Source organism: Sulfuritortus calidifontis, assembly GCF_003967275.1.
Taxonomy (GTDB): Bacteria; Pseudomonadota; Gammaproteobacteria; order Burkholderiales; family Thiobacillaceae; genus Sulfuritortus; species Sulfuritortus calidifontis.
The window spans coordinates 1,921,031-1,938,443 of record NZ_AP018721.1; the positions used below are offsets into that span (position 1 = coordinate 1,921,031).

Sequence of the window (17,413 nt, forward strand, 5' to 3'; positions counted from 1 at the left end):
GCTCCCCTCCCCCTCCGGGGGAGGGGTGGGGGAGAGGGCGGCGCGAAGCGCCTTGAGATCGCCAGCTTCAAACCGCAACCCCGATTTGAAAAGGCCGCCAATCCCCGCTATTCTCGGCGTTTTTACCGCAAGTTGAAAGCAGAAGCGCCATGAGCATGAGCCAAGACGAAATGAAGCAGGCGGTGGCCCGCGCCGCCATCGAACACGTGCCCGCCGGCATCATCGGGGTGGGCACCGGTTCCACCGCCAACTACTTCATCGACGAGCTGGCCCACATCAAGGGCCGGATCGACGGCGCCGTGGCCTCTTCGGTCGCCACCGCCGAGCGCCTGAAGAAGCACGGCATCCGCGTGATCGACCTGAACGAGGCCGGCGAGATGGAGGTCTACGTCGACGGCGCCGACGAGATCACCCGCCACATGGCCATGATCAAGGGCGGCGGCGGCGCGCTCACAAGGGAGAAGATCGTCGCCGCCTGCGCCAAGAAGTTCGTCTGCATCGTCGACCAGACCAAGCTGGTCGACGTGCTGGGCAAGTTCCCGCTGCCAATCGAGGTCATCCCCATGGCCCGCTCCTACGTCGCCCGGCAACTGGTCAAGCTGGGCGGCAACCCCGTGCTGCGCGCCGGCTTCACCACCGACAACGGCAATGTCATCCTCGACGTGCACGGTCTGAACATCCTCGACCCCGTCGCCCTGGAGACCGAGCTCAACCAGATCGTCGGCGTGGTGACCAATGGCCTGTTCGCCCGGCGCGGCGCCGATGTCTGCCTGATGGGCACGCCCGAGGGCGTGCAGACGCTGACGCGCTGAACCCGGCTGCAGCCCACCGGGGCCGCACGGGCGGCCCATGTCGATTTCCTCCCTCGTCCGACACGCCCAAGCCGGTCCGACACCTCGCCCCATCCGGTCTAAACTGATCTTGTACGGCCCGTTCGGGCCGCCGACCGTTCAGGGGAACTCTATCATGGCCATCATCGGCATCGACCTTGGCACTTCCAACTCCGCCGCCGCCGTGCTGCGTGGCGGGCGGCCCGTGATCATTCCCAGCGCCGAAGGCGTCAGCCTGGGCGGCAAGGCCTTTCCCAGCTACGTGGCGGTGACCGCCGACGGCCAGATGCTGATCGGCGAGCCGGCCCGGCGCCAGGCCGCGGCCAACCCCGAGGGCACCGCCACCGCCTTCAAGCGGCGCATGGGCCAGCGCGAGACCATCAAACTTCGCGACAAGAGCTTCACGCCCGAACAACTCTCGGCCTTTCTCCTGCAGAAGATCAAGCGCGACGCCGAGGCCTTCCTGGGCGAGCCGGTCACCCAGGCGGTGGTCACCGTGCCGGCCTATTTCGACGACAACCAGCGCAGCGCGACCAAGGACGCCTGCCGCATCGCCGGCCTGGAGGTGGTGCGCCTGGTCAACGAGCCGACCGCGGCGGCCCTGGCCTACGGCCTGGACCGGCTGGGCCAGGAGCTGCGCATCGCGGTGATCGACCTGGGCGGCGGCACCCTGGACGTCACCATCATGGAATTCGGCAAGGGCGTGTTCGAGGTGAAGGCCACCTCGGGCGACACCCGGCTCGGCGGCACCGACATGGACAGCCGACTGATCGAGGCCCTGGCCGAACGCTTCCAGCTCGCCACCGGCATCGACCTGCGCCCCGATGCCAAGGCCATGGCCCGGCTGAAGGAGGCGGCGGAGACGGCGAAGATCGAACTGTCGAGCAGCACCAGCACCCATATCAGCCTGCCCTATATCGCCGCCGCCGGCGGCGAGCCCAAGCATCTGGAGATGGATCTGACCCGCACCGACCTCGAGCGCATCGTGCGGCCGGTGATCGAGCGCTGCCGCGGTCCGGTGGAGCAGGCCCTGCGCGATGCCGGCATCGGGCCGCACGACGTCGACCGCATCGTCTTCGTCGGCGGCCCCACCCGGATGCCGGCCGTGCGCGCCTTTTTCGAGGAGTTGTTCGGACGCAAGGCCGAAATGGGCATCGACCCCATGGAGTGCGTGGCCTCGGGCGCGGCGATCCAGGCCGGCGTGCTGGCGGGCGAGGCGGGCTTGGGCGAGATCGTGCTGGTCGACGTCACCCCGCTCACCCTGGGGGTGGAGACCCTGGGCGGCGTGGCCACCCCGCTGATCGCGCGCAACACGCCGATCCCGGTGAAAAAATCCGAGATCTTCACCACCGCGGCCGACATGCAGACCTCGGTCACCATCCACGTCTATCAGGGCGAGCGGCCGATGGCCGCGGATAACGTCTCGCTTGGCGAATTCAACCTCGACGGCCTGCCGCCGGCGCCGCGCGGCGTGCCCAAGATCGAGGTCACTTTCGACATCGACGCCTCGGGCATCCTCAACGTCACCGCCAAGGACACCGCCACCGGCAAGAGCCAATCCATCCGCATCACCGGCTCGACCCGGCTGGCCGAAGCGGAGAAGGAGCGCATGATCAGGGAAGCGGAAAAATATGCCGAGGCGGACAAGAAACGGCGTGAGGACGCGGACAAACTGAACGAGGCCGACGCCGCCTGCTACCAGGCGGAAAAGCTGTTGGCCGACTTCGCCGACAAGCTGACCGAGGAACTCAAGGCCAAGATCCAGACCGCCATGCGCGAGACCAAGGAGGCCTTCGGCCGCAAGGATGCCGCGCTCGCCGCCGAAAAGGCCGAGGCCCTGCGCAAGCTGCTGAAGGAGGCCGGCACCGTGATCTATGCCCAGACCACGACCACCGGGCCCTATGCCGAGACCAAGTATCCGGGCGGCACGCCGCCGCCCTACGAGCGCAGCGAAGAGCCCAGGCCTTCCGGCGCCGGCCCCCGGGGCAAGGTGGTGGATGCCGAGTACAAAGACGCGTGAGGCACCAGGCGCGCGGCCTCAGGCCCGACTTCGCCCGGCCTTGCTCGCCTGACCGCGCTTTCGACTCATGGCCCAACGTGACTACTACGAAGTTCTGGGCGTTGCCCGCGATGCCGACGCCAAGGCCATCAAGGACGCCTTCCGCAAACTCGCGCTGAAATACCACCCGGACCGCAACAAGGAGCCGGGCGCGGAGGAACGCTTCAAGGAGATCGCCGCCGCCTATGCGGTCCTGTCCGACCCCAAGAAGCGGGCCGAATACGATGCCGGCGGCCATGCCGGCGTGGCCGGCTACAGCGCCGAGGACCTGTTCAGCGGTATCGACTTCCAGGACCTGTTCCGCGGCTTCGATCTGGGCTTCGATTTCGGCGGCGGCCTGTTCGACCACTTCTTCCGCCGCCACCGCGCCGGCCCGGCGCGCGGCGCCAACATCGAGGTGGACATCGCCATCCCGCTGGAAAAAGTGGCCAGCGGCGGCGAGGAGACCGTGCGCTACGGCCGCCTGGCACCCTGCCCCACCTGTCACGGCAGCGGCGCGGCGCCGGGCACCACGCCCAAGCCCTGCAGCGTCTGCCATGGCAGCGGCCAGCAGGTGAACCGCCGGCAGGAAGGCAACGTCAGCATGCAGACGATCACGATCTGCCCGGCCTGCCACGGCCGTGGCACGGTCATCGAAAAACCCTGCCCGGACTGCGCCGGCCGCGGCGAAGTGGAAAAGACCGAGAGCCTCACGGTGAAGATCCCGGTCGGGGTCGAGGACGGCATGGCCCTGCGTGTGCCGGGCCGGGGCATGGCAAGCGCCGAGGCGGGCGGGCCGCCCGGCGATCTTTACGTGGTGGTGCATGCCGCGCCCGATCCCCGTTTCGTGCGCGACGGCGCCGATCTCTGGCGCCAGGAAACGCTGACGGTGCCCGACCTGGTGCTCGGCACCCGACTCACGCTGCCCACCTTGGGCGGCGGCACGACCGAGGTCAAGGTGCCGGCCGGCACCCAGCCCGACACCGTGCTGCGGCTGAAGGGCAAGGGCCTGCCGCATTTCGGCGGGGCAGGCAAAGGCGATCTGTTCCTACGCCTGAAGGCGCAGATTCCCGACAAGCCCTCGCGCGAGGAGCGCGAGCTCTACGAAAAACTGCGGGCCCTCAACCAGGGCCACGCCAAGCACGGCTTTTGGAGCTGACCGTATGCAACGCATCCGACTCGCCGTCGTCGGCTTCGGCCGCCTGGGCCGGGCCTGCATCGACGCCCTGCGTGAGGCGCCTGACCTGGAGCTGGCCGGCGTCGTGCGCCGGCCCGAGCAGGCGCGGCATGCCCTGCCCCAGCCCTACGCCCGGGTGAAGGTGGCGGATCATGTCTCGGCGCTGGGTGCGGTCGATGGCGCGCTGGTGTGCGTGCCACCCGAGGCGATGCTGGACGTGGCCCAGGAACTGTTGCGACACAAGGTGCCCGTCGTCGAGTGCGCGGCGGTGGACGAAGCGACCCTGCACCACAACCTTGAAGCGCTGCATGCCGTGGCCGTGGACAAGAAAGTGCCCGCCATCCTGGGCGCCGGCTGGTCGCCTGGTGCCTTGAGCCTGTTCCAGAACCTGTTCCAGCTCCTGATCCCCAAGGGCGAGACCGAACTCAACCACCGGCCTGGAGTGAGCCTGCATCACTCGGCCGCCGCGCGCGAAATCAAAGGTGTGCGCGATGCCCTGTGCGCCGAGCTACGCGGTGCCGATGGCCGGCCCCAGCGCTATGTCTATGTCGAACTGCAACCCGGCGCCGACCTGGACGCGGTGACCCGCGCCGTCGTGAGCGACCCGCTGTTCTTGGGCGAGGAAACCCAAGTCTTCGTCGTGGACCGCGTGGCCGAGCTGGAGCAGGCAGGCCACGGCGTGGTGCTAAGCCGGCGCGGCACCGCCGGCCGGGGCATTCACGACAGCCTGTTGCTGGAGGGGCGGTTCGACCCATACGCCTTCAGCGCCCGCATCATGCTCGACGCCGCACGCCACCTGCCCGCGTGCAAGTTCGGCGCCCATCTCTATTCGGTGCTGGTCTAAATTCAGCCACGCGGAGCCCGCCATGTATCGCAGGGGCCTGATCGAACTCTTGCACAACCGGCCGCTGACGCTGTACGAGATCGCCAAACCGCTGCAACTCAAGCCCAAGGACGTCGAGGACGATCTGCGCCACTTGCAGGAGAGCCTCAGACACGCGCACTTCAAGCTGGTGATCCACCCGGCCCGTTGCCAAAAATGCGGCTTCGTCTTCGGCACCGAGCACCTGCACAAACCGGGCCACTGCCCGGCCTGCAAGGGCACCTGGATTGCCGAGCCCAAGTTCGAGATCGTCGAGCGCTGAGCCGCGCCCGCGGCTTGACTCGCCCACCGGTACGGCTACAAAGAAAGAAGACCACAGAGTCGCATGGATCGTGGGAGGCCTGCCGCAGCGGCCTCCTGTGGCGCAGTAGGAGAAGCATCATGATCGTCGATATCGATATCGCCAGCCGGGTGAGCCCGGCGCTCTCACACATTCTGGAAGCGCATGCCAACGATCCCGATGCCCTGCAACCTGCCACGCTGGGCTCGGTCCATGACCTCCTGGCTTCGGGCGAGGCGGGCGAACGTTATGCCGCCGACCGCCTGCACCCGGAGACGGCGCGCGGCCTGATGGCCGAACTGGATGAACTGATCGAGGAATTCGGCGCGGACGCCCCGGCCGCCGACTTCGTCAGCGTCCAGGCAAGCGAGGCTTTATCGCGCGTGATCCAGGAAGTGCTCGATCATGCGCCGACGCCGCCCACCCTGGGCAAAGTACAGGAGGCCATGGCCAATGGCCTGGTCGCCCGACTGGTGGGCGAAGGTGTGCTGGAAGACGACGAAGACGACACCCTGCAGGCCGAACTGGAAGAACTGATCGCCCGCTACAGCCCGGACGCGCCGGCCGAACCGTTCATCGCCTATCAGTAAGCCCCTTAGACCATCTCTAGGCTTTGGGTCTCATACGGCCACTCGCGGATGCCGCCTTCCAGGGTCTGCACGTCGTAGCCGGCCTGGCTCAGGCGCAGGGCGGCCACCGAACTGCGGCTGCCGGACTGGCAATAGAGGATGTAGCGCTGGCTCGGGTCGAGTTCGTGCATGCGGCGACGTAATTCGAACAGCGGGATCAAGGCCGCACCCGGGATGTGGTTGTATTCGAACTCCTCGGGATAACGGACATCGATGAAGCGATAGCCCGTCTCCATCATGGTGTGGGCGACCTTGGGATTGATGCTCTTGATCATCTGCTTGCTGATCAGCCAATCGAAGTCATCCTTGCCCAAGGTGAGCAAGGTGCCGTCTTCCAACATACGCACGGTCTCGCTGCGGGTCTTGCCCGAGATCAGCGCCTCGCAGCCAAAGGCATCGCCCTCTGCCAACTCCGCGATCATGCGCGGCTCATCGTCGAGCATGGTGCATTGCCAGACCTCGGCGCGGCCCGAGGTGATGATATAGAAGGCATCGCCCGGCTCGCCTTGCTGGATAACGGTCTGCCCGGCCTTGACCGAAACCGGCCGCATGCGCTCGAAGGCGGCCTCCACGCTCTCCCAGGGCAGCCGGCGGAAGACCAGGGAATTGCGCACCAACTCCATGCGCTCGCGCACGTGGTCGCCCTTGCCGGCATGGTCCTGCACCACGGCATCCCAGGAAATCAGGTCGTCGAAGACCTGGCGCTCGACATGGCAGACGATGCAGGCCACCCGCGCCATCAGGGTGGTCGCGATCGGGGCCGTATCGAGCATGACCGGGCGCCGGCCGGCTTCATCGGCGGCAGACAGGCTGCGGGTCACCCCATTCCGGGTCAAGTCGATCTGGCCTTCGATCAAAAAGAGATAGTCGCTGTCCTTGCCGCCGGCAATCTGGAACAGCTCGCCCGGGCGCAGCTCGATCAGCCGCACCACATTGAACACCTCGGCCAGCCGCTCGCTGGAGAGCTGATTGAAGGGCTGGAAATCCTGCGCCAACCTGGCGAGGATGCGATCCAGTTTCTTGCAGCGGGTGGACGGGGCACACACGTATTCCGGGGCAAGCATTTGCTGGCTCTGCATGGTCGATCTCCTGAACTTGTTGGCTATGAGATGCACAGGCGCAGCCAAATGGCACTGGGGGGCTAAGCCGGAGTGCCGGCTGCGCTTGATGCAATGGCTGACAGGATAAGCCGCGCCATGTCCGGCGGCCTCGGGTAATACCCCTAGGGGATTTACTGATATGCGGGTCTGAAGATACCTACGACGTGGCGCATTCCAAAGCCAAGGCTAACCATGGCCATTTGTTGCGATTGAAGCCTCCTCGGATATTCGGGCCAATATGAAGTAGAGTTTTCCCTGAAAGGAAGCTCTACATGAAGAAATCGAAATTCACCGAGCAGCAGATCGTGGCGATCCTCAAGGAGGTCGAACTGGGCGCCAAGGTCGGCGAAACCTGCCGCAAGCACGGCATCTCGGACGCCACCTACTACAAGTGGAAGTCGGCCTACGCCGGCATGGAAGTGTCCCAGCTCAAGCAGTTGCGAGACCTGCAGGCCGAGAATGCGCGGCTCAAGAAGATGTATGCCGAACTGGCCATGGTGCACAACGCCCTGCAGGACGTTGTCTCCCGAAAGCTCTAGCCCCGGCGCGCAAGATTGAGTTGGCCGACGTGCTGATGGATGCGCATGGCTTGTCCGAACGCCAGGCTTGCCGGGCGGTACGGCTAGCCCGATCCAGCCGGCACTATGTGCCGGTTCGGCGCGATGACAGCGCCGTCATCGAGGCGGTACAGGCCTACATGGCGGTCAATCCCCGGCATGGTTTCGGCCTGCTGCATGACAGCTTCAGGCTGCAACAGCAGCCTTGGGGCAAGACCGTGCTGTGGCGGGTGTATTGCCAGCTCAATCTGAACCTGCCGCGCCGGGGCAAGAAACGCTTGCCGGCTCGCATCAAGCAGCCTCTGGTGGCCGGGGCGCTGCCGAACGATACTTGGAGTTGTGACTTCATGGCCGATGCGCTGTGGAGCGGTCGGCGCTTCCGGACCTTCAACGTCCTGGACGAGTTCAGCCGCGAGGCCCTGCGTATCGAGGTGGACACTAGCCTGCCGGCGGCCAGGGTGGTGCGGGCCTTGAATGAATTGATTGAACTGCGGGGCAGGCCCCGCCGGCTACGCCTGGACAACGGCCCGGAACTGGTCAGCCAGGCACTGGCCCAGTGGGCCAGGGATAATGAGGTGGAATTGATGTTTACCCAACCGGGGAAACCAACCCAGAACGCCTATATCGAACGGTTCAACCGCTCCTACCGGACCGAGGTGCTGGACTGCTATGTGTTCGAGTCGCTGGCCGAGGTCAGGAAGCTGACGGAGGACTGGCTGCACCGCTACAACCATGAACGACCGCATGAAGCCCTGGGCAGGATTCCACCGGTGGCCTATCGCATGCAAAAATACCCAAACCCTCTACTTCTGAGTGGCACGGAATAACGAGGAGGCTTCAGTAGGTCTGATTGATCTCGTAACGCTGCGAAGAACTGTTGCGAACTGTGCTTAGCCGTTGCGCAGGATCCTGTGCCAACAACTGGCTTGACCAAAGCAGAAACACACACGAGGTAACAAGCGACTGAAAGCTCGTCTTGAAATTCACGATTGGCCCACCTCTAACCATAGCACCCCCCTATCTTGGATTAATTAGTCAACGAGTTCTGGTAATTGAGTAATAGCAATATGCTTAGGCTTTCTACCTTCCATGTCGACCAGCCAAAGCTCTATGTTTTTCGCCTTGTAAATTGCCGCGCCGGGCCAATAAGTAATATCTCTGACAATTGCAGCCTGCTGACCGTCTCTGGAAAATGCCGCATCCATGATCGCACTGCCTGCACCCCGCTCCCTCAGTATCATTACTGGCTCGGACAAGACAGTCAGATCGTGCACATAAATAGAGCCATAGCTCGATGTGCCCCCAGACGAGGCATAAAGCAGTTTCTTTCCATCACGCGAAACGTCAAAGCCGACCGACCAGTTCTTGTCAGTAACGAAGAACGGTTTCAAGTCGCTGGATTCCGGCTCCAACACAAACACCATATGACCTTTGTGCTTCTCCGCATAACGCATCATGTTGGGCAAGAGGATGGGCGAGTCGCCCGGCTTCCGATATCCCTCCGGCAAGCGGAAGAAATCCATCGCCGAGAACATGAAGCGCCTGTCATCCGGCCAGTATTTAGGGCCTGACAAGATGACTGTGGCCGCGAAGTTTGTCAGCCTGCGCTCCTTGCCTGTAGCCAGTTCCGTTTCCCAGACATCCATGAAGGCCGCCATCTGTCGCCGGGTCTTCAGCACTTCACCGATCTGCCAATAAATAGCTCGCTTGGCGTCATGCGAGAAGGCCGGCCGCAATTTGGACACCTCGGTGCCCGGCACACGGCGCAAATTTCTGCCATCGGTGTCCATGAGGGCCAGCCTGGCATCACGCAGATCGCATTTCTTGTCGGGGCAAGGCATGGTAGACAACACGATGGCCTTACCGTCTGGCGCGTAGTCTGGCCAGAGATAGGTTTGATCTTTGGCCAAGGGCAAGGCATCCCAATGACTATCCGCCATCCAGAAACGCCAAATTCGGCAGTAGTTGCTGTTGCCCACCTCACAGACATTCACCAGCAAGTGGCTGCCATCAGGAGCGAATCGCGCCTGCTGCGGGAACCACTTGATTTCATCAGCGAGTACAGGGCTAGAAGTGAGGAATACTGCAGTAACAAATAGCGAGCACAGCAGCCCCATTAATCGCATCATCACAGACACCAACCAGCCAGCTCTCATACTCGCGTTACCCATTTTGCATGCCCAACATCAACGAATAATTCCCCCCCGTCAGCTTGAACCCAAGCCGCCGCAGGAAGCTATCCAGTTTTTTCAGATCGGTGCCGCTGTTGACCCCGGCATTCAGTTCCACCGCACCGCGGTTTTCTGCCCACTTCTTGAAGGCCATGAGCAGGCGCAGGCCGGCGCCGCCCATGCGCTTTTCCGGCAGCACGTCGTAGTGGATGACGCTGGCGACCAGGCGGTTGGAAAAGAAGTGCTGCTCGACGCAGCCGATGATGCCGCCCACCGGGTTGCCCTCGCTGTCTTCGGCGACGAAGAAGCAATGGCTGCCGCGCGGGTTTTCCACCACGGCGCGCAGGTTGAGCGCCACGCGTTCGGCGTTGTAGTCGTAGACGCGAAAACGGGTCAGCTCGTGAAAGCGCCGGCCCATCTCCACGAAGATGGGCACGTCGTCGAGGATGGCATTGCGGATTTTCATAGCTCGGTCTGCCGCCTTTCGTTCGGTTCGACCTTGTCGCCCTGCACCACGGAAAGCCTTTCGCCGCCGATGCGCACCACTTCGTCGACCTGCAGGTTCTTGGGCAGGGCGTGGGTAATGAACAGCATGGTGGCCTTGCCGCGCAACTGGTTGATGGTGGTGGCGAAGTGCTCGGCGGTTTGCGGGTCGAGGTTGCTGGTGGCTTCGTCGAAGATGAGGATCTTGGGCCGCTTGAGCAGGGCACGGGCGATGGCCAGGCGCTGGCGCTGGCCGCCGGACAGGCCCGAGCCGCGCTCGCCGATTTCGGTTTGGTAGCCGTTGGGCAGCTTTTCCAGCACGTCGTGTATCTCGGCCATTTTGCAGGCCTGCACGATGTGCTCGAAGGTGGCATGCGGGTTGGCCGCCTGCAGATTGTCGTAGATGGTGCCGGAGAAGAGCACGGTTTCTTGCGGCACCACGCCGAAGTAGTGGCGCAGCTCGTTGGCGGAAAGGTTCTGGATGTCGGTGCCGTCGATCTTGATGCGGCCGTCGCTGGGCTGGTAGAAGCCTTGCAGCAGCTTGGCCAGGGTGCTCTTGCCCGAACCGGACGGCCCCATGATCGCAACCACGCTGCCGGGTTGCACGCTGAAGCCAAAGTCGCGGTAGAGATAGGGCAGCTTTTCGTTGTGGCGGAAGGCCAGGCCCTCGATCTCGATCAGGCCGTGGCCTTCGCGCAGACGGGCGGGCAATAGCGAATAGGGCTCGGTGGGGGCGTTCATCACGTCGCCCAGGCGCTTGACCGACAGGCTGGCCTGCTGGAACTGCTGCCACAGGCCAACCAGCCGCATCACCGGCTGGGAGAGCTTGCCGGCGAACATCTGGAAGGCGACCAGCATGCCGATGGTGAAGTCGGTGCTGGTCATCACCGTATAGGCCCCCACCACCAAGACCAGCAGGGTCATCATCTGCTCCAGGCTGCCGGCCGCGGTGTTGTAGGTGTTGGACAGTTGCTTGGTCTTGAAGGTGGCGTGCAGGTAGTCGGCCAGGTAGTTGGAGAAGCGGGCGCGGATTTGCGGCTCCATTTGCAGGCTCTTCACCGTCTCGATGCCGCTGATGTATTCGGTCATGAAGGCCTGGTTGCGGGCGCCCAGCATGAATTGCTCGTTGAGTTGCTTTTGAAATAGAGGCGCAGTGAAGAAGCTGATGAGCGCGACCACGCCGAGAATGGCCAGAACGATCAGCGTAAGCATGACGCTGTAATAGAACATGATGCCCACGAAGATCAGCAGGAAGGGCAGATCAAGGATCAGGGTGACGGCAGCGCTGGCGACGAACCCGCGGATAGTCTCGACGCCGCGCAGGCGCGATCCACTGCTTTATCAGCATTACTTGCTATCCCACCGAATTATGGCTTGTCGTTATCGGGGAGATATTGCGAGGGAACCACCGGCCCCTACTGTCTCCCTTTTAACGCTTCTTTTTTATTATTTTCTCACAACATTCACGACGGCTGTGAGTCACAAAATTAATATAAAGACCTTCAGGTGTAAATTAAGGGTAATCCCAGATATGGCTGATAAACGGGTTTGCCGCCCTGCCAAATCGCCGGTTTAGGCCGCCCCTTCGCCGCCGGCATTGTTCTCCCCGCTCAGGGGCTCGTCCTCGGCCGGCACGCGGTATTTCTCGGTGGCCCACTCGCCCAGGTCGATGAGCTTGCAGCGCTCGGAGCAGAAGGGCTTGAAGGGGTTTTCCGGCCGCCATTCGACGGGCTTGCCGCAGGTGGGGCAGGTGACGGTGCGGTATTTTTGGGTCATGGTGTTTATCAAATAAGAAAGGCGGCTTGCGCCGCCTCTCCCTCACCCCTGCCCTCTCCCCAAGGGAGAGGGGGTATGTGTGGCTTAGGCCGAGAAGGAAGAGCCGCAACCGCAGGTGGAGACGGCGTTGGGGTTCTTGATGACGAACTGGGCGCCTTCCAGGCCCTCGCTGTAGTCGATCTCGGCGCCGACCATGTATTGCAGACTCATCGGGTCGATCAGCAGGGTGACGCCGTTCTTCTGCATCACGGTGTCGTCTTCGTTCTGCACTTCGTCGAAGGTGAAGCCGTATTGGAAACCGGAGCAGCCGCCGCCGGTGACGAAGACGCGCAGTTTCAGGTCGGGGTTGCCTTCTTCCTCGATCAGCGATTTCACCTTGTTGGCGGCGCTGTCGGTGAAGACCATGGGGCTCATTTCGGTCGCGGCATTCATCGCGCTACTCCTATAAAAAAGTTCAGCTTGGGCATTATTGGGGCCGGAAAAGTTCCCGTCAACCATGCCCGGAATATGGGTTCATCCGCCCAAACTTCAAGGCGAAACGGCGATTTGGGTCAAGCCCATCTGCTCCGGCAGGTCGAACAGGAGGTTCATGTTCTGCACGGCCTGGCCGGCGGCGCCCTTGACCAGGTTGTCGATCACCGAGAGCACGACCACGGTGTCGCCGCCCTGCGGGCGGTGCACGGCGATGCGGCAGGTGTTGATCGCGCGCACCGAGCGGGTCTCGGGGTGCGACTTGGGCGGCATGACGTCGACGAAGTACTCGCCGGCGTAACGCTTCTCATACAGAGCCTGCAGGTCGACGTCTTTTTTCAGCTTGCCATAGAGCGTGGCGTGGATGCCGCGGATCATGGGCGTGAGGTGGGGCACGAAGGTGAGGCCGACGTCATGGCCGGCCATGCGGGCGAGCCCCTGGCGGATCTCCGGCAGGTGACGGTGGCCGGCCACGGCATAGGCCTTGAAGCTGTCGGTGGCCTCGGCATAGAGGATGTGGGTCTCGGCCTTGCGCCCGGCGCCGGAGACACCGGACTTGCAGTCGGCCACCAGACCGCTAGTGTCGATGACGCCGGCCTCGACCAGGGGCAGGAAACCCAGCTGCACAGCGGTGGGGTAACAGCCGGGGTTGGCGATCAGGCGGGCCTGCTTGATGGCCGCGCGGTTGATCTCGGGCAGGCCATAGACGGCCTCGGCCACCAGTTCGGGACAGGCGTGCTCCATGCCGTACCACTTGGACCACTCGGCCACGTCCTTGATCCGGAAGTCGGCGGCCAGGTCGATGACCTTGACCCCGGCCTCGAGCAACTCGCGGGTCTGCTGCATGGCGATGCCGTTGGGCGTGGCGAAAAAGACCACGTCGCACGACTTCAGCGGCGCCTCTTCCGGCGTGGTGAAGGCCAGGCTCACCCGGCCGCGCAACGACGGGAACATCTCGGCCACCGGCATGCCGGCCTCCTTGCGCGAGGTGATGGCCGCCAGCTCGACCTCGGGGTGCTGGGCCAACAAGCGGAGCAGCTCCACGCCCGTGTAGCCGGTGCCGCCGACGATGCCTGCCTTGATCATGTGTCTACCTTTCCAATATCGCAGATTCACTATGTCGTCATTCCCGGAGCGTGGTTGTTGCTGCTTTAGCGGCTTACAACCACGGCCTGCCCCTAGCGGGTGCGAAAGCGAGAATCCAGTTATTTTCTCTGGATTCCCGATCAGCGGCGCTGCGCACCGCGCCGGGAATGACGGATTAGGATGATACCCCCCGGAAATGCAAAAAGCCGCCCATGAGGCGGCTTTTTGCGGGATACAGCCGATTAGCGCTTGGAGAACTGCTTGCGCCGGCGGGCCTTGTGCAGACCGACCTTCTTACGCTCGACCTCACGGGCGTCGCGGGTGACCAGACCGGCATGCTTGAGCGCGGTCTTCAGGCTGGGGTCGAATTCGATCAGGGCGCGGGTGATGCCGTGGCGCACCGCACCGGCCTGGCCGGACTCGCCGCCGCCGGCGACGTTGACCATGATGTCGAAGGTGCCTTCCTTCTCGGTCAGCACCAGGGGCTGGCGCACGACCATGCGGCCGGTTTCGCGGGCGAAGTACTGGTCGACAGGCTTGCCGTTGACGACGATCTGGCCCTTGCCAGCCTTGATGAAGACGCGAGCGACGGAGCTCTTGCGACGCCCAGTGCCGTAGTAGTAGTCACCGATCATGACTTAATCCTTAAATTTCCAGAGCCTTGGGCTGCTGGGCGGCATGGGGATGCTCGCCGCCGGCATAGACCTTCAGCTTCTTGATCATGGCGTAGCCCAGCGGGCCCTTGGGCAGCATGCCCTTCACGGCCTTCTCCAGGGCACGGCCGGGATGCTTGGCCTGCATGTCCTTGAAGTTGGTCTCGTACAGGCCACCGGGGTAACCGGAGTGGCGGTAATACATCTTGTCCAGGGCCTTGTTACCGGTCACGCGGATCTTGTCGGCATTGACCACGACGATGAAGTCGCCGGTGTCCACGTGCGGGGTGTAAATGGCCTTGTGCTTGCCGCGCAGACGACGGGCGATCTCGCTCGCCAGGCGACCGAGCACCTTGTCGTTGGCGTCCACGACGTACCAGTCGTGCACGACTTCGAGCGGCTTGGCAGAAAAGGTTTTCATGTTGTTTTCCAAGGGTCAAACGCGGAAAGACGCGGATTGTATTCAATATTTCAAAGCCCTGTCAAACCCGATTTACCTATGGGGCAATACCCGGATAATGCCGGGCATGGATACCGCCTGGCTGGTCACCAACCTGATCGCGGGGCTGCTGCTGCCCCCGCTCAACCTGCTGCTCCTGGCGGCGGCCGGCTTTTGGCTGGCCCGGCGCCGGCCCCGCCTGGGCCGCGGCCTGATGCTGGCGGCCTTCGCCGGCCTCTGGCTGCTGGCCACGCCCTGGGTCGGCGACCGGCTGCTGGCGGCCTTGCAGACACCGTATCAGCCGATCCGGGGCGACGAGGCCGAGGCCATCGTCATCCTGGGCGGCGGCAGCGACCCTGCCCCGGAATACGGCGGCGACCGGCCCAGCCAGGCCACGCTGGAGCGGCTTCGTTATGGTGCTCACCTGGCCCGGCAGACCGGCAAGCCCCTCCTGGTCACCGGCGGCGCGCCCAAGGGCGGCCGGCCTGAGGCCGGGATCATGGCCGAGGCGCTGGCTGCCGATTTCGGCCTGCCCGGCGCCTGGGTCGAGGGCCGCTCGCGCAACACCCGGGAAAATGCCGAATACTCGGCCGAATTGCTGGAAAAGGCCGGCATCCGCCGCATCTATCTGGTCAGCCAGGCCTGGCACCTGCCGCGCGCCGTGCCGGTGTTCGAACGGGCCGGCCTGACGGTGGTGCCGGCCGGCACCGGCTATGCCGGGCTGGAGCTGAGCACCCCGCTGGATTTCCTGCCCGATATCCGCGGTCTGAAGAACAGCTACATCGCCCTGCACGAGGCCATCGGCCTCGTCTGGTACCGCATACGAAACTGAAGGAGAGCACATGAAAACCCGCGTGAAATGGATCGAAGACGTCTGCTTCATGGGCGAGACCGGCAGCGGCCACGCCGTGGTGATGGACGGCGCGCCCGACATCGGCGGCCGCAACCTGGGCCCGCGGCCGATGGAGATGCTGCTCCTGGGCGCCGGCGGCTGCACCTCGGTCGACGTGGTGATGATCCTGAAGAAGAGCCGGCAGGACGTGACCGGCTGCGAGGTGGTGCTCCAGGCCGACCGCGCCGACGATCACCCCAAGGTGTTCACCCGGATCAACATGCACTTCATCGTGCGCGGCCGCAATCTCAAGGCCGAAACGGTGGAACGGGCGATCAAGCTGTCGGCGGAGAAATACTGCTCGGCCACCATCATGCTGGCGAAGACCGCCGAGGTGACCCACGACTTCGAAATCGTCGAGGAAGGCGCGGCTCAGGCCGAATAGAGCTGCACGGCGTAGCCGCTGCCGCCGGCCGCCACCCGCAGCAGGCGGTCGATGTTGGCGTGCTTGCCGGGATGGACGCGGGCGTCCTCCGTGTGCTCGGCATACAAAACCAAGCCCTCCTCCGCCGCGGCGGCATTGATCTCGCCGTACTTGGCCGCCAGATAGGCATAGACCCGCACCGAGCCGGCGCTGCCCGGCTTGTTCTCAATCACTTCCTTGATGCCGCTGGGTGCGGTCAGCTCGATTCGCGCCAGATGATCGGCGGAAGGCAGCGCTGCCAGGTTTTCTGCGAAGGCCATGGTCAAACTCGGTATGCGGTGTGGGTGAGAATCTTGGATGTCGCCCGCATCGCCAGCTTCACCGGCAGCGGCAGCGGCGCGCCGCCGTGGGCGATGGCGGTCTCGGCGTGCTTCACCTCGTCCGCCTTCATCTGCTCGACGATGGCCCGGCTCTTGGCATCCTGTTCGGGCAGTTTCTCCAGATGGCCATTGAGGTGGCCCTCGACCTGGCGCTCGGTCTCGGCCAGAAAGCCCAGGTTCCACTTGTCGCCCAGGGCACCGGCGATGGCGCCGAGGGTGAAGGAGCCGGCATACCAGAGCGGATTGAGCAGGCTCTTGCGGCTGCCCAGCTCCTCCAGCCGGCGCTCGCACCAGGCCAGATGTTCGGTCTCCTCCTCGCTCGCCGCCTGCAGGGCCTGTTGCACCTCGGGGTCGCGCGCGGTCAGGGCCTGGCCCTGATACAGCGCCTGGGCACACACCTCGCCGCTGTGGTTGACCCGCATCAGACCCGCGGCGTGACGCTTCTCGGCCTCGCTCAGTTCGGCCTCGGGCACATTGGCATCGGGATGCGGCCGGCGGCTGTGGGCCGGGGCGAAGACCGTGCGCAGGGCCTTGTCGAACTGGATGATGAGATTGTCTGGAATCGGCAACATGGTGGCACCTCAATTTGCGCGTTATGCGGCACCGCAAGGTGTCCGCATCAACGCGTGAATCAATTATACGGCGTCGGGCTCGTCGTCGCCCAAGCCAGTCGGCAGGCCGTCGATACTCAGGCGGTTCTTCTGCCGGCGGTATTCGCGCATGCCCGCCGCGCCCTTCTTCCGGGCCCATTCCAACAACTGGTCGCGCTCGCCGGCATAGACGAACAGCGGCACGCCGGCACCGCAGGAAGTCTGCACCGAATCGACGTGGAGCAGGATGATCTGGCGCATGCCGGGGAAATCGGGAAACGACGCCTTCAGTCCGGCCCAGGCCGGCAGCTCGGGCCGCACGATCTCGCCCTGGCCATACAGGCGCAGGATCAGGGGCTCGCCCTCGAAGGCGCAGAACATCAAGGTCAAGCGGCCGTTCTCGCGGATGTGCGCCGCGGTCTCGGCGCCGCTGCCGGAAAGATCGAGATAGGCCACCTGCTTCGGCCCCAGCACGCGCAGGCTGTCCAGGCCCTTGGGCGAGACATTGACCCGGCCGGCATGCGGCGCCGTGGCGACGAAAAAAATCTTCTGCCGCGCGATGAATCCGGTCAGCTCCGGTGTCAGTTGTTCGTAGAACTTCGCCACGCCGCCCC

The 17,413-nt window shown here is 64.1% G+C and carries 21 protein-coding genes; 9 read left to right on the forward strand and 12 right to left on the reverse strand.

The features are described from left to right. The first annotated feature begins 155 nt into the window (after window positions 1-155). The 6 genes from rpiA (at window position 156) to EL388_RS09800 (ending at window position 5,798) form a co-directional block, all read left to right on the forward strand. A complete protein-coding gene (gene rpiA, locus EL388_RS09775; RefSeq protein ID WP_126464075.1) occupies window positions 156-812 on the forward strand; it encodes a ribose-5-phosphate isomerase RpiA in 657 nt (218 codons plus the stop codon). A gap of 154 nt (window positions 813-966) precedes the next feature. Next, entirely contained in the window at window positions 967-2,850 is a 1,884-nt protein-coding gene (gene dnaK, locus EL388_RS09780; RefSeq protein ID WP_126463007.1) for a molecular chaperone DnaK, read from the forward strand. Window positions 2,851-2,917: 67 nt separating this feature from the next. Next, entirely contained in the window at window positions 2,918-4,027 is a 1,110-nt protein-coding gene (locus EL388_RS09785) for a J domain-containing protein (RefSeq protein ID WP_126463009.1), read from the forward strand. Window positions 4,028-4,031: 4 nt separating this feature from the next. Beyond that, window positions 4,032-4,889 (forward strand): Gfo/Idh/MocA family oxidoreductase, encoded by an 858-nt coding sequence (locus tag EL388_RS09790; protein WP_126463011.1) that lies wholly within the window; start codon window positions 4,032-4,034, stop codon window positions 4,887-4,889. A 22-nt stretch (window positions 4,890-4,911) separates the two neighbouring features. Next, window positions 4,912-5,190 carry a transcriptional regulator gene (locus EL388_RS09795; protein WP_126463013.1) on the forward strand — a complete coding sequence of 93 codons (279 nt, stop codon included), beginning with the start codon at window positions 4,912-4,914 and terminating at the stop codon, window positions 5,188-5,190. A gap of 119 nt (window positions 5,191-5,309) precedes the next feature. Then, a complete protein-coding gene (locus EL388_RS09800; protein ID WP_126463015.1) occupies window positions 5,310-5,798 on the forward strand; it encodes a hypothetical protein in 489 nt (162 codons plus the stop codon). A 5-nt stretch (window positions 5,799-5,803) separates the two neighbouring features. On the opposite strand, the gene EL388_RS09805 is transcribed toward EL388_RS09800, so the two are convergent. After that, a complete protein-coding gene (locus EL388_RS09805; protein WP_126463017.1) occupies window positions 5,804-6,916 on the reverse strand; it encodes a cyclic nucleotide-binding domain-containing protein in 1,113 nt (370 codons plus the stop codon). Window positions 6,917-7,209: 293 nt separating this feature from the next. Here EL388_RS09805 and EL388_RS09810 point away from each other — a divergent pair. Further along, window positions 7,210-8,321, forward strand: a protein-coding gene (locus tag EL388_RS09810) for an IS3 family transposase (protein WP_420856645.1) whose coding sequence is annotated in 2 segments (ribosomal slippage) — window positions 7,210-7,465 and window positions 7,465-8,321 — 1,113 coding nt in all. Because the reading frame shifts where the segments join, the coding sequence is not laid out codon by codon here. Between the two features lie 204 nt (window positions 8,322-8,525). On the opposite strand, the gene EL388_RS09815 is transcribed toward EL388_RS09810, so the two are convergent. From EL388_RS09815 to rplM, 8 genes are all read right to left on the reverse strand, one after another. Next, entirely contained in the window at window positions 8,526-9,632 is a 1,107-nt protein-coding gene (locus EL388_RS09815) for a TolB family protein (protein ID WP_126463019.1), read from the reverse strand. Between the two features lie 25 nt (window positions 9,633-9,657). Beyond that, window positions 9,658-10,131, reverse strand: a complete 474-nt coding sequence (locus tag EL388_RS09820; protein WP_126463021.1) for a GNAT family N-acetyltransferase — start codon at window positions 10,129-10,131, stop codon at window positions 9,658-9,660. After that, the gene (locus EL388_RS09825) at window positions 10,128-11,471 is read right to left on the reverse strand and encodes a peptidase domain-containing ABC transporter (protein WP_197721879.1); all 1,344 of its coding nucleotides are present in this window, start codon (window positions 11,469-11,471) and stop codon (window positions 10,128-10,130) included. Before EL388_RS09825 ends, EL388_RS09820 begins: the two co-directional genes overlap by 4 nt. 249 nt (window positions 11,472-11,720) lie before the next feature. After that, the gene (gene yacG / locus EL388_RS09830; RefSeq protein WP_126463023.1) at window positions 11,721-11,924 is read right to left on the reverse strand and encodes a DNA gyrase inhibitor YacG; all 204 of its coding nucleotides are present in this window, start codon (window positions 11,922-11,924) and stop codon (window positions 11,721-11,723) included. 84 nt (window positions 11,925-12,008) lie between these two features. Beyond that, a complete protein-coding gene (erpA, locus tag EL388_RS09835) occupies window positions 12,009-12,356 on the reverse strand; it encodes an iron-sulfur cluster insertion protein ErpA (protein ID WP_126463025.1) in 348 nt (115 codons plus the stop codon). A gap of 96 nt (window positions 12,357-12,452) precedes the next feature. Beyond that, entirely contained in the window at window positions 12,453-13,481 is a 1,029-nt protein-coding gene (argC, locus tag EL388_RS09840) for an N-acetyl-gamma-glutamyl-phosphate reductase (protein WP_126463027.1), read from the reverse strand. Window positions 13,482-13,723: 242 nt separating this feature from the next. Further along, complete coding sequence (gene rpsI / locus EL388_RS09845; RefSeq protein ID WP_126463029.1) at window positions 13,724-14,116, reverse strand: 30S ribosomal protein S9; 393 nt, start codon at window positions 14,114-14,116, stop codon at window positions 13,724-13,726. 10 nt (window positions 14,117-14,126) lie between these two features. Then, complete coding sequence (gene rplM / locus EL388_RS09850; RefSeq protein WP_126463031.1) at window positions 14,127-14,555, reverse strand: 50S ribosomal protein L13; 429 nt, start codon at window positions 14,553-14,555, stop codon at window positions 14,127-14,129. 106 nt (window positions 14,556-14,661) lie between these two features. On the opposite strand from rplM, the gene EL388_RS09855 reads away from it, so the two are divergent. Beyond that, window positions 14,662-15,405 (forward strand): YdcF family protein, encoded by a 744-nt coding sequence (locus EL388_RS09855; protein ID WP_126463033.1) that lies wholly within the window; start codon window positions 14,662-14,664, stop codon window positions 15,403-15,405. Window positions 15,406-15,415: 10 nt separating this feature from the next. Further along, window positions 15,416-15,850, forward strand: a complete 435-nt coding sequence (locus tag EL388_RS09860; RefSeq protein WP_126463035.1) for an OsmC family protein — start codon at window positions 15,416-15,418, stop codon at window positions 15,848-15,850. On the opposite strand, the gene EL388_RS09865 is transcribed toward EL388_RS09860, so the two are convergent. The 3 genes from EL388_RS09865 to EL388_RS09875 form a co-directional block, all read right to left on the reverse strand. Beyond that, window positions 15,838-16,149 carry a DUF2322 family protein gene (locus EL388_RS09865; protein ID WP_126463037.1) on the reverse strand — a complete coding sequence of 104 codons (312 nt, stop codon included), beginning with the start codon at window positions 16,147-16,149 and terminating at the stop codon, window positions 15,838-15,840. The genes EL388_RS09860 and EL388_RS09865 overlap by 13 nt on opposite strands. A gap of 2 nt (window positions 16,150-16,151) precedes the next feature. After that, a complete protein-coding gene (gene coq7 / locus EL388_RS09870) occupies window positions 16,152-16,781 on the reverse strand; it encodes a 2-polyprenyl-3-methyl-6-methoxy-1,4-benzoquinone monooxygenase (RefSeq protein WP_172599395.1) in 630 nt (209 codons plus the stop codon). A gap of 63 nt (window positions 16,782-16,844) precedes the next feature. Continuing rightward, entirely contained in the window at window positions 16,845-17,405 is a 561-nt protein-coding gene (locus tag EL388_RS09875; RefSeq protein WP_126463039.1) for a pyridoxamine 5'-phosphate oxidase family protein, read from the reverse strand. Window positions 17,406-17,413: the final 8 nt, after the last annotated feature.

Bases quoted from the DNA above. Each gene is read 5' to 3' on its own strand.
- rpiA (WP_126464075.1), top strand. From the start codon at position 156: ATGAGCCAAGACGAAATGAAGCAGGCGGTGGCCCGCGCCGCCATCGAA.
- dnaK (WP_126463007.1), top strand. From the start codon at position 967: ATGGCCATCATCGGCATCGACCTTGGCACTTCCAACTCCGCCGCCGCC.
- EL388_RS09785 (WP_126463009.1), top strand. From the start codon at position 2,918: ATGGCCCAACGTGACTACTACGAAGTTCTGGGCGTTGCCCGCGATGCC.
- EL388_RS09790 (WP_126463011.1), top strand. From the start codon at position 4,032: ATGCAACGCATCCGACTCGCCGTCGTCGGCTTCGGCCGCCTGGGCCGG.
- EL388_RS09795 (WP_126463013.1), top strand. From the start codon at position 4,912: ATGTATCGCAGGGGCCTGATCGAACTCTTGCACAACCGGCCGCTGACG.
- EL388_RS09800 (WP_126463015.1), top strand. From the start codon at position 5,310: ATGATCGTCGATATCGATATCGCCAGCCGGGTGAGCCCGGCGCTCTCA.
- EL388_RS09805 (WP_126463017.1), bottom strand. From the start codon at position 6,916: ATGCAGAGCCAGCAAATGCTTGCCCCGGAATACGTGTGTGCCCCGTCC.
- EL388_RS09820 (WP_126463021.1), bottom strand. From the start codon at position 10,131: ATGAAAATCCGCAATGCCATCCTCGACGACGTGCCCATCTTCGTGGAG.
- yacG (WP_126463023.1), bottom strand. From the start codon at position 11,924: ATGACCCAAAAATACCGCACCGTCACCTGCCCCACCTGCGGCAAGCCC.
- erpA (WP_126463025.1), bottom strand. From the start codon at position 12,356: ATGAATGCCGCGACCGAAATGAGCCCCATGGTCTTCACCGACAGCGCC.
- argC (WP_126463027.1), bottom strand. From the start codon at position 13,481: ATGATCAAGGCAGGCATCGTCGGCGGCACCGGCTACACGGGCGTGGAG.
- rpsI (WP_126463029.1), bottom strand. From the start codon at position 14,116: ATGATCGGTGACTACTACTACGGCACTGGGCGTCGCAAGAGCTCCGTC.
- rplM (WP_126463031.1), bottom strand. From the start codon at position 14,555: ATGAAAACCTTTTCTGCCAAGCCGCTCGAAGTCGTGCACGACTGGTAC.
- EL388_RS09855 (WP_126463033.1), top strand. From the start codon at position 14,662: ATGGATACCGCCTGGCTGGTCACCAACCTGATCGCGGGGCTGCTGCTG.
- EL388_RS09860 (WP_126463035.1), top strand. From the start codon at position 15,416: ATGAAAACCCGCGTGAAATGGATCGAAGACGTCTGCTTCATGGGCGAG.
- EL388_RS09865 (WP_126463037.1), bottom strand. From the start codon at position 16,149: ATGGCCTTCGCAGAAAACCTGGCAGCGCTGCCTTCCGCCGATCATCTG.
- coq7 (WP_172599395.1), bottom strand. From the start codon at position 16,781: ATGTTGCCGATTCCAGACAATCTCATCATCCAGTTCGACAAGGCCCTG.